Origin of the sequence: Vibrio sp. 10N.247.310.24 (assembly GCF_041467175.1) — a bacterium.
In the GTDB taxonomy this organism is placed as follows: Bacteria; Pseudomonadota; Gammaproteobacteria; order Enterobacterales; family Vibrionaceae; genus Vibrio; species Vibrio tasmaniensis_A.
Genome location: NZ_JBFSUD010000117.1, coordinates 1 through 10547, shown reverse-complemented (window position 1 = coordinate 10547; position 10547 = coordinate 1). Strand labels below are relative to the sequence as shown.

Annotated in this window: 12 protein-coding genes; 3 read left to right on the top strand and 9 right to left on the bottom strand. The window is 41.1% G+C overall.

Features of this window, described 5'->3' with window-relative positions; all coding sequences use genetic code 11:
* Positions 1-67: 67 nt before the first annotated feature.
* Positions 68-961, bottom strand: coding sequence for a WYL domain-containing protein (locus AB6E08_RS21635; protein WP_017087742.1), 894 nt, complete (start codon positions 959-961; stop codon positions 68-70).
* A 479-nt stretch (positions 962-1440) separates the two neighbouring features.
* On the opposite strand from AB6E08_RS21635, the gene AB6E08_RS21630 reads away from it, so the two are divergent.
* Positions 1441-1569 (top strand): hypothetical protein, encoded by a 129-nt coding sequence (locus AB6E08_RS21630; protein WP_261382935.1) that lies wholly within the window; start codon positions 1441-1443, stop codon positions 1567-1569.
* A 66-nt stretch (positions 1570-1635) separates the two neighbouring features.
* Positions 1636-2493: a hypothetical protein gene (locus tag AB6E08_RS21625; RefSeq protein ID WP_016796045.1), complete on the top strand. Its 858-nt coding sequence runs from the start codon at positions 1636-1638 to the stop codon at positions 2491-2493.
* A gap of 109 nt (positions 2494-2602) precedes the next feature.
* On the opposite strand, the gene AB6E08_RS21620 is transcribed toward AB6E08_RS21625, so the two are convergent.
* The 6 genes from AB6E08_RS21620 to AB6E08_RS21595 all read right to left on the bottom strand — a co-directional run bounded on the left by AB6E08_RS21620 (position 2603) and on the right by AB6E08_RS21595 (position 8238).
* Positions 2603-4051, bottom strand: coding sequence for an ATP-binding protein (locus tag AB6E08_RS21620; RefSeq protein WP_135383006.1), 1449 nt, complete (start codon positions 4049-4051; stop codon positions 2603-2605).
* A gap of 19 nt (positions 4052-4070) precedes the next feature.
* On the bottom strand, positions 4071-5072 hold the full coding sequence (locus tag AB6E08_RS21615) for a DNA polymerase (RefSeq protein ID WP_240797219.1): 1002 nt from the start codon (positions 5070-5072) through the stop codon (positions 4071-4073).
* Between the two features lie 69 nt (positions 5073-5141).
* A complete protein-coding gene (locus tag AB6E08_RS21610) occupies positions 5142-5897 on the bottom strand; it encodes a hypothetical protein (protein WP_102554645.1) in 756 nt (251 codons plus the stop codon).
* Between the two features lie 290 nt (positions 5898-6187).
* Positions 6188-7342: a hypothetical protein gene (locus AB6E08_RS21605; protein ID WP_135383005.1), complete on the bottom strand. Its 1155-nt coding sequence runs from the start codon at positions 7340-7342 to the stop codon at positions 6188-6190.
* A gap of 155 nt (positions 7343-7497) precedes the next feature.
* Positions 7498-7671, bottom strand: coding sequence for a hypothetical protein (locus AB6E08_RS21600; RefSeq protein ID WP_017107722.1), 174 nt, complete (start codon positions 7669-7671; stop codon positions 7498-7500).
* 300 nt (positions 7672-7971) lie between these two features.
* On the bottom strand, positions 7972-8238 hold the full coding sequence (locus AB6E08_RS21595) for a hypothetical protein (RefSeq protein WP_135383004.1): 267 nt from the start codon (positions 8236-8238) through the stop codon (positions 7972-7974).
* A 234-nt stretch (positions 8239-8472) separates the two neighbouring features.
* Here AB6E08_RS21595 and AB6E08_RS21590 point away from each other — a divergent pair, with 234 nt between their 5' ends.
* On the top strand, positions 8473-9345 hold the full coding sequence (locus AB6E08_RS21590) for a YafY family protein (RefSeq protein ID WP_135383003.1): 873 nt from the start codon (positions 8473-8475) through the stop codon (positions 9343-9345).
* A 54-nt stretch (positions 9346-9399) separates the two neighbouring features.
* Here AB6E08_RS21590 and AB6E08_RS21585 read toward each other — a convergent pair whose 3' ends face one another.
* The gene (locus AB6E08_RS21585; RefSeq protein WP_102537971.1) at positions 9400-9870 is read right to left on the bottom strand and encodes a hypothetical protein; all 471 of its coding nucleotides are present in this window, start codon (positions 9868-9870) and stop codon (positions 9400-9402) included.
* 349 nt (positions 9871-10219) lie between these two features.
* Positions 10220-10547, bottom strand: a 328-nt coding sequence (locus tag AB6E08_RS21580) for a hypothetical protein (RefSeq protein WP_372160257.1), incomplete at its 5' end; no start/stop codon positions are given.

The window sequence follows — 10547 nt, the reverse complement described above, 5'->3', positions numbered from 1 at the left end:
GAGGATGATGGGGTTGTCGGGGATGACTTAGTACGAAGACGCCGACGAGGTTATGAAGTCATAACAATCATAAGTATGGTTCAATCATATCTTTATTCTTTAATTTAAATTTAAAAAACAAATCACTCTCATCATGATTGCTGACATCAATATTCCATAATTTAGTAAGTATCCATACTAATGCTGCACTCTCTGTAAGGTATAGCTCATTGTCTGTTGGTAACATCCCAAAATCACGGCGAATAGAGGCTTTTTGAGCTTCGTTCAGTTCATGATGAAGTTCCAAAAACAAAGGTAATGGTGTATTCCACAAGGTATCTTCCGCAAGCTTTTCATGTTGAGCTGCGTCACCATTATTTAGTTCAACTACTTTAACTTCAGTTGCTCTAGCAAAATTAAAGTTCTTAAACTTATGCGCTCCACTCTCACTTCGATCATATGCTCTAAAAATCCAGTTCTTACCATCATAAAGAATAGCTACTGGAGCTAATTCTCTAGCACAATGTTTAATACTACTTCCTGAGATGTAACAGCACTCAATAGCTTTTTCACTTGAAATCGCTCTAGTAATTTTAGATACCTCATTTACATCTAACTGGTTTTTTACAACACCAATTTTTCTGTAAGATATCAAAGGTCTATCTGCTATCTTATTCTTATTAAAACCATGCGCTAACATCCCTAATGCCTGCTCAGCTTCAATAGGAAGTAATGGGACATACTTCTCAAGGTTAATCACATTTATCTTATTTGATCTGTCGTGAATAATATTTTCTTCTCGATAGTCTCGATACAGTGCAATCATTCTAGTTGCGGCTGCATCTGCTAATCCAAACTCTTCCTTTAAATCAGCCCGTTTAATAAAGCCTGTAAATCTCAGCTTGAAGTCGATGAATGCCAGCCTTTCAGCATTTCCGCTAACTTCATTTAGAAGTTGGGCATAACTATATAGTCCACTCATTGAAACACCTCTATTTCTGATGTTGCTATTTACTCTAAAAATATCACAAAACTCAAAACAAAACAAACAACACAGATCATAATGATCGCCGTTATTTAATTTAAAGTAAAAAAACTCAGATCATGCTATTGACCTTAGATTTTATGATGGTTACTATGTGAACTCTAGGTTGTTATGCAACTTACCACTAAACACTACATGTTGTGTTTAACAAGGCTTACAAAGAGGAAAGGCGATGAGTATTGAGCAACTCTGTAGACAGTACAAAGAATTGAGTAGAAGGGGATATTGGAACTATAGAAATTAAAAAGCCTAAGAAGCTGCAACTTCTTAGGCTTGTGAAATTTGTAACTAAAAGCGCATTAGGACTGCAATCCTACTGTATAAATACACATATCACTCTCGATACCGATAAAGCATATGTTTCAAATGACGTTTGGTCAATCGGATAGAGTGATTTATTTGAGAATATTCAAATTATGAATCAACCAAATCAAAATCAAAACGACAGCGTCGAATATATTTACCGTCCTTACATCACAGTGAAAGGGAAGCGAATCACCCGAAAAAACGGTGGTATGTTCAGAATCCCAATCAAGAAGAAATAACCAATAAAACTGGGGAGCCAGCTCCCCAGACCTACTGTAAATATTTTAAAATCAATAAGGTGAAACATGGATATAGCTTTTTGTACTCTTGATGAGAAGGTCTGGAACTCTGAAGACTTCTGGTCTTTAGGGGAGAAAAATATCGTAACTCTAAGGCGCAACTTAAAATGCGTATCATGTGAAGGCGACGCTTGGTTTCGCAAATCGAGCTACGGAAATAAGGTTCCTCACTTTTGCGCCCACCATTTAGATGACTGTAACTATGCAACAAATTACGAAGTAATCGATGATGGTGATGGTGGCGACGGCCAACCAGCCGCTAATCCAAATAGTGGTATTACATTAAACCTCGGTTTAGAAAACAACTATGACGTTGATGTAGGGACAACACAGCCTCCAGATAACATCCCTCATGGAGAAAAGCGATCAGGAGATAAAGCTAAAAACGCAGGAGGGAAAGACTACCCTGCTCACTTATCACTAAAGAACTTACTATATAAGTTAGTTAGGTCTCCAGATGAGAATTATGCTCACGGTACAAACGTGTTTATCCCTGACGCCCCGTTTCCTGATCTTCCTTCATCAGCTGATGAACTTTTTGTACACTTTAAGAATGTTCATGAGGGTTTACATGAGAAGAACCGCATTTTCTGGGGCTTCATTAGTGATGCTGCATATTCAAATGATGGTAAATTATGGCTGAACGCAGGTAGTCGCTCTGATGGATTAAGTGTCGCCATAAGACCAGAAATTACGGAAGAGTTTCTTCAATACTTCAAGGTGGACACTGATTTAGAGCATTTACAAGGCTGCCATGCTTTGATCATTGGTGATTGCTATTATGCAACAACAGGGAAACCTGTCATTTGGTGTAGTAAGCTCGACTTTGTTGTATTGAGAAGATACAACTTTGACACTCACTAAATAAATATTTGGTTCCTGCTATCCACGCAGAGCACCAACCGTCAACGCCGCCAGCAGAACGAAAACATCCGGTACCAGTGACCAATGCCACCGATACCGGATGTGATAATTAAATTAATGGCTTATCTGAAACCATTATGTAACGCTCTGCCGCTCGACCAAACTTGAAGTAGATGCCATTGGCATTCAAGCTTGATTCTTGACCCTTAATCTTAGCTGATAGTGCAGCTGCTCCTTTAGGAAGATACTGACTGTCCTCATGCTCTTGTAGCTTGCTAAGCAGTTGGGATGGCTTACCTTTCCATGCCTTACCGCCTAGCTTTTTCACCATGCTAGTAAGGGCTATGGTTAGGCTATCATCGACCATACCCGATGCCATTAAAGACTCAACATTCTTCTCATACACCTTTTGCAGTTTACCCTCTGGCAACTTCCAGACACGTTCTAGCGCACCTATCCACTTGGCATAATCCATCATGCGAGCCTCATGTATAACTTCAACATCTGGCAATATTGCCAATGCTTGAGAAGCAAGGGTGAGTAAGGCACCAAATATCTCTGGCATAGATGCTTCTAAATCAGCTTTAAGCTCTTGCTCTGGACGTCGATTACCTTTCTTCATTGGCTCCAAATTGACACGAAGACAGCGCGAAGCTAAGTCCGACTCCTTAACAAAGTCATGGATCCCGTTTAGTACTAGTGGACTGTGTAGCTCAAACATCGTCACTTCGGCTGTCTTATACAACGTTCGCTTCGTCATTGTACCCTTAGTCGCTACAGTACAAAGTAGATCACTTTGTCGCTTGGTTAAGCTTCGAAGATTATCAATAACAACCAAAGACATACCGTTGATGGTCAATACAAAATCGCTTTGCTTCGGAAAAGCCATTGCTGAAACAGCACTTGGGTCTAACAGACCACGAAGCACGTTGTTACAGAAGAAGCTCTTACCTGCACCTTTCTCACCTTGGATCATCAGAATAGGATAAGGAACACCTTTCGCCTTAGGGTGAGCCATTAAGTAAGTCATGTAAGCGACTAGCAAGAAGAACGTGTTTGTATCGGTATTGATAAACTTTCGAAGCTTCGCTAAGGCTGACTTTGTATCAATACAAGGTAGCTTTGGCGTCACCATTGGCAACTGAAAACTCGGTCGCTGAAAGTACAGCTCTTCGTTACTGGCTGGCATTGTATCCAACACTCCAGCACCTTGAGCACTAAGTTGAGCAATCTGACCGTTCGAGAGGTCAATGGTCACTGTTTCAGATTCCGGAGCCATACCATATCGAATTTGAGGTTTAATCAACGGCTGCTCGTGCTCCCATGCTATAGCTTTGACCTCTTCAAACGCCTCTTTCACAGACTTACCAACTAATCTCAGCTCAACACGCTTAGCGAACTTACGAAGCATTTGCTCACCTCTATCCGACTCAAGCGGAATAGCTTGCTTTAACTCCCCCGCATGTTCAACCAAGTATGGAGTTCGTGACTCATCTTGCTTTACTACACTAGGGGTAAACTGCTCTAAAAACTCTGCGACTACATTTTTCTCTGCCATTGTGAAATCTCCTATAGATCTATTTTTCTTGGGCATGCTGTGTCATCTCAATTGACACATTCAAACTAAAACCATCAAGAACATCGGCGGCGGCGCATCGTAATGCGTTCACAGCCTTATATCTCTGGTCTTCAAATTGCTCTTGTTCTAGCCTCACCAAAAACGAATCGTGATTGGTAAGAAGAAGCGGAATATTGGCTTCATCAAGCCTTTGGCATGCGCGACGAAGTATGTCGGCACCTGCTGCTTGAATCTTCCAGTTGCGAAGGGAAAGACGCTGGTCTAAATCTGAAACGGCATATTGCCAGTCTAGAGACCGAGCGATACCACGATGCCGAATAGCATCAGCGGATTGGTCAAGATATTGGTCTATAGGCCAAATGAGCTTTGATAGCTCAACCAACAACACCTTAACTCGACGACGTGAAACACCTATCTTTTCAGCTAATGCATGATGACCAATGCCATATAAACGACCAATAAGCAGTTGCTTACATTGTTCACGGCTAAGCTGAACACCAGTAAACTGAATGAGTTTCTGGTAAATATCTTCTCCTTGTTCATACCAGCTCAAGAGTGGCTGACAACCTGCAAAATGCGCGGCAATCATTGGTTCTTGTTGCTTGTAGTCTAGGAGAACATAGACGCTACCTTGGGGTGGATTGAGGACTGACTTCCAATACTGCTTAGGCACCTGACTCAGAGATGAACCAAGTACGTGATCACGACCAGTTTTAGTGTGAAAAGCAGATACGACAGGACAATACCAATATCCTTCCGTATCAGTCCTCAGAACCTCAACAATACCTTGATACTGCTTTGCCACGAAGTGGCTCGTACCCGACTTTTTCTTGGAGTACGAACCAATTCGCTTGAGCATTGCAGCATGGTTGATTCGAATCGCTTCCCTACCTTTTAGATGTTCTATATGCCGAGTAATTCGGCGTTGAACATCCAAAGGAGGCAAACTCGATACACCTTTAACTTGTAGAGCTACGGGCTTAGGAAGCCAACCCTGCACTGAGTGAACAATCAGCTGTTTATTCAGCGCATAGGTTTGAGGCTTAAGACCATAGCGTGCTATTGCAATTCAAGCTGCAATCTCATCGAAATCCAAGTCATCAAAGTCGATACTGTCTTCAATCTCAACGTCTTCTAACTCATCAATCTCTTCAAGTTCCTCAAGTGGCTCAGGGTCATTAGAAAAGATGCCATGCTCAGAAGGGTCATACGGTCTCTTGTCGTCGGCGTCGGTATCCACCTGATTGCTTTCGGTATCACCGCCGTCGACGTCAACCAATTCACCTTGATTTTCCAACATAGCTTGAGCGATTGGATGCTCCAAAGAATCAATATAAAAGTCACCTCCAAACGTCTCATCAAAAGCTTTCTCCACAAGAGACATATCGATGTCAAATGGAGCGATATCATGCTCAATCGAATAGCTATAAACACCAGCTTCTTTGTTACGTTTTACCGAGATAACCTTGCCTTCATCACTCACCTTCACCGCATCTAGTTTGCTGCGGTTCCATGAGTTAGAAGGATTGCCACTCAGTAGAACAAAGCGAATATCGTTTTTAGTCGTTTGTAGAACATGAAGTACCTTTTGAGAGACTTCTTTTTTCGGCAAAGATTCCGCGACATCTGCATCTACATAATATGTAAATTTAAATCCTGTCTCGTCATCGTATCGCTCAACTGTAAGTAGTTTCTGCACTTCAAACTTAGTCATAAATGGCACACCATCTGAGGGCATCATGTTCGACAATGCATTGCTTGGTATTTCCGCTTTAAAGTTCGCTACTTTTTCCGCTTGCTTTGCTAAATTATTAAATAGACTCATATCATTTCTCCTTAGTTATCAATCAAAATTGATGCTGCTTGATTCAGCATCACAATGAACAGCATGAAGCTGTTCATTAGGTTACCGAATCAGCCAAAACTAAAGAGTCACAAAGCTTAGAGCGTTACTATCCAAATTGTTAAAGAGCATCGAGAAGGCGTTTCGTCTCGTTGGTTTGCATTAAACAGCAAGTCGATATCGGTATCTGTCATATGCGCTCAGGTTTGTTGAGACAAAAAAAAAGGAGAAGCATGACTGCTTCTCCTAGAGTGGAAGGGATGAGGTTATTGCTAAGCTTGGTTCTTACTGCTTGCTAGGATTTGACTGTAGATATAACCATCTTCGGACTTATCGTTCTGCCATGCAGAAAGGTTGTTCTTGAGGTCTAGGAATCGAGCTTGTTGTATTTCGTCTTTGTATACTTGTTTTTCGAAATCAGCCAGATTTGGCATGTCAGACATATAGAAAAAATCATCGTCCCACGATATCTGCTCTGCTACTTCCGATAACGTTAAGTTGTACTTTCTAAGATAAGAGTACAGCCATGCTTTAATAAACAACCAACGGTATTGAGCTCTAAGATCTCGTGATTTAGCGAATTTATTTTTGCTGATCTCTTTGAAGATGAAATCTGTCGGAGAGGAAGGTACTTGAGGCGAATCTTTCAAGTGCTGGACGAGCCGATGCGCAAGTACCACATGTATGTATTTTGGGTACTTCTTTCTAAAGCCTTTATCCACAACTACTTTTCTACCTTGAATTACTTTGGAAGCCTTAGCTACTCGAGCAGTTTCTTTCTTCCAGAAAATCGTATGTTTTTTTACATGGGTACGGAAACACTGCATATACTCCTGAAGAACGTACTTAGCTAGTAACCCATATCGCCCCTCAGGACTTAAAGTCTTGAGCACCCCAACATCCATCGCTTCTGATGTTGATAAATCTATGAGAAAGTTGCAGACATTTGTAGATTGCTCAACAATATAATCCGTCAGTTCCGAATCGATATACGTTTTCTTTTCAACTATATAATCTCTAATCAGACCTGACCAAATGGTGCAACACAAAATAACTATACCATTTAAATCTTTGGCAAATACGGAATCCGAGTTTTTGACTAATTCTTCGAGACTGCCTTTTAGCTGCTGAACGCTATGTTCTGCTTTTCTTCCATAAGGCTTTTCAAGAAAAAAATGACAATCCAATAAGTAGTTGTGAACGTGAGCATCATTAAAAAAACTAAATGCGAACGGACAATAAGGATCATCGTTGCCCGGAAAAGGTCCTTGCTCGAATGCCTCGTATGAAAAATCCTTATATTTGTAGCTTGGTCTATTTTCAGATTTATTCTTAAAGCTCCTGTACCAAGGGTGGTAATCAGAAATTAACCTCTCAAAAGCATCTAGGTCTGGATCGTCTTCAGCAATCTTAAAATATTCTGCCATCAGTACACCTCACTCTGATTCATTGACGTAGGGTGCATTGTACAAACTGGAATTATTCGATAAAGCAATAATTTATCGTCGTCGACGTATTGTGAGCCGACGTCGACGACAACAAAAAAAGCAGAGGTTATCCCCCTGCTCATCACACTTGCCCGTCAATCATCAATAACTTCGTCTGCGACGACACCAATGACGAAACCAGCGATACCGCCGATTAGTACTCCATATGGACCATACCTAGCACCAATTGCAGCACCGACTTGAGCGCCACGGATACCAGTGTTCTTTTTTGATTGGGATGATGATTGTGAGAATGTTTTACTTTGCATACTTCCCTACCTCTTTATGTAGATACGAAAAAGGGCCATGCTCAATGAAGAACATGACCCTTTAGAGTTTTTGTTAATGCAGCTTTAGTGAGAGTGACCGCACACCTGACAGCTACCATCATCATAAGCACGCTCACCACATGCAGGACAGGTTGTAACGAGTGTTGTAATTGATTTAATCGCCATGTAAAGGCTCCTTCTTGTTGGTTGATTAGGGTGTTGCGGAGCTCATTGATACCTCAGCCTAGAGAGTTCCAATTTCGAAACTGAGATATCGAGAGCCAAGCTCCGCAACAAAACTTATTGTGCTTTACCTTTCGGGGTATCAGGGCCGCATTGAGTCACATCAGTGACATGACCATTCATTGTTCCGCAGACATCGGCTTTCCATTGCACGATGACACCGTAAGACGCTGTATTCTGAATACCTGCCTTACCATTCCATTGTGGCTCTAGTAGCTCTTTCATTTTCGAGATATCGCCCGGATTACCACCGAACGTACCACCTGCGAATACTGAAGATGTGAATAGCGAAGTCAGACCGAGCAGGATGATTGATGTTTTCATTTTTGTTTTTCCTTGAAGATTGCATGCCCTCTTTCTAAGAAGACATCTGTTGATTAGTTTGAAGGTGTGGACTGACAGGTGGTGTCAGTTGGTAAAATTAATTTGAGGAATAACGGCAGGGCTTAGGTTTCGTGGGCTATGAAACCTATAACAAAATCGGTCACTTACTCATGACTATCGGGAAATAATGGTGACTGACACTACCTGTCAGCGAATCAGTACATCATTGGTGATATGAATAAGAGTGAGAAGTTAGCCTACCGATTGAGTCAGATACTTTCCCGATTACATTCAGGAGAGAAACTGAGCCTTATCGACTTACAGCAGGAATTTGGAGTACATGAACGAACTGTACTTCGAGATTTCAGTCGACTGGCATTTCTACCTATCGTAAGAGAGGATGGATATTACTTCTTAAAGCAATTAGATCATCGTAACCCTAAAGCTCATTTAGCTCTGAACTCCCTATCGAGTATGGGAGTAGATAAGTTGTTTCCAGATAGAGCAGTCATGACTCAGGCACTAAGCCATAAGACACAATCTATTCTGTTCCGTCATTTACCTATCGAAGATTCCAGTCGCTTTCAGACAACATTACGTGTCATTGCGAACGCTATTCATCAGCGAAACACTCTAACCTTAACGTGTCAGCGTCGTCGTTATCATAGGATTGAGCCTTACCAACTCATTAACGAACATGGGATTTGGCATTTGGTTTCAGTACTTAGGAACCAGTCATATTCGTTTCGAGTATCGGAGGTTACAGAGTTAGTTCAACACGATGATATTTACACTCCCTCCCCTAGCTTCAACGAGAAACTAATCAGAGAAGAATTACACTGGAATACTCAGGGTATTGTAGAGGTCATCGCACAGGTAGGTTCTAGTCGAATTGATGATTACCAGAGGTCAAAACAACCTATGGCAATTCAGGTGCTGAAAGAGTTGGGTTATGGCTCGACACTTATAAGCATTGAGACATCAGATATTCACGCATTAATGCCAGTCCTCAAATCTTGGCTACCTGATATCGATGTAATTTCTCCATCATGGGTAAAACAAGCCTTGGTTAGAGATGTTGAAACCTACCTAGCGACTTGTTCATGAGTAGGTTTATCGACAGCGTCGTCATTACGTCGACGACGACGAGGTTTTTACACACTATTTAGCCCTTGATTTTGACAGTGCGAGAAGCTCCTTTTTCCAGTCCTGATATTTCCCTCCGACGACATGTAGATATATAGATGATTCTGATTTCTGAGCTAGGCCTAACTCACGAGCAATCGATGCACAGAACGAATGGTTATTGATGCTCCCTCCTGAGAACAATGGCTTATAGATGCTACTCTTCCAAGCTTTATCTCTTTGTTCCTCGATGAGTTCGAGCAACTGGCTTAATGGAATCCATTGCTTTGAATGCAATCCCCCTTTTATCGTCTGCCCTGCAATTCGAAAGTAGAGTTGCTTCTCTTCATCATGTAGCGCTATTTCGTATATCACTTTCCCTTTGGCGGTAGGGGCTAATTTATCTGCCTCTCCTTGTTTGACGATGTTGGAGAAGTGATTAACTACTTCATTTTCAGTGTCAGATCCTGTTGTTGCTTTCTTAGCTTGATTGACCTTCTGGTTCATAGGTATTCCCTCTATCTAGGTACGAAAAAAGCCCTTATGGATGTTGGTCCATAAGGGCATATACTAGGCATTAATATAAGTTTGAGCTGTTGTTTATTACCTAAGTAGGCAACAAGAACATGTGTAACATTTTTCAACTAAACTCATTGATAACAATAATGAAGTGGCAATATAATTTTGAGTATTCTTTTAAAAATGAGTTTATTGAGGGATTAGGAATGGACGGTTTAATAAATGGATTTTCCCTAAATGCAGTCTATGACTGGGCATATGTAAATATTCCTCCATATTATCTAATTATCTTAACTACTATCGCCGTAATATTGGTATCATATAGAACGGAAGGGTTTTATAAAAAAGCCATAATAAACATGTTCATGGAAAGCCGAATATCTGCCAGTATTCGCACCACACTTTTCTTAGGTTCTGTTTTCGTTATAACTCTCTCAAGGCAATCACTATTAGAGTCTGAACTTCCTCTTGTGGAACTACTATTTTCTGTTTTTGCGTCAGCAGCATTGATAGCTTTTTTTACTCCTACATTCAAAAACAACCTTAAGAAGTCTGACTTAATAGGTGAGTGGGAGTACACACCAAATCCAGCCATAGCAATCTCTACCTCACGGCGTTTTTCAAGGTAGTTGTCATCATTCGCTTGTTTACTAAGCAGCTTCTCT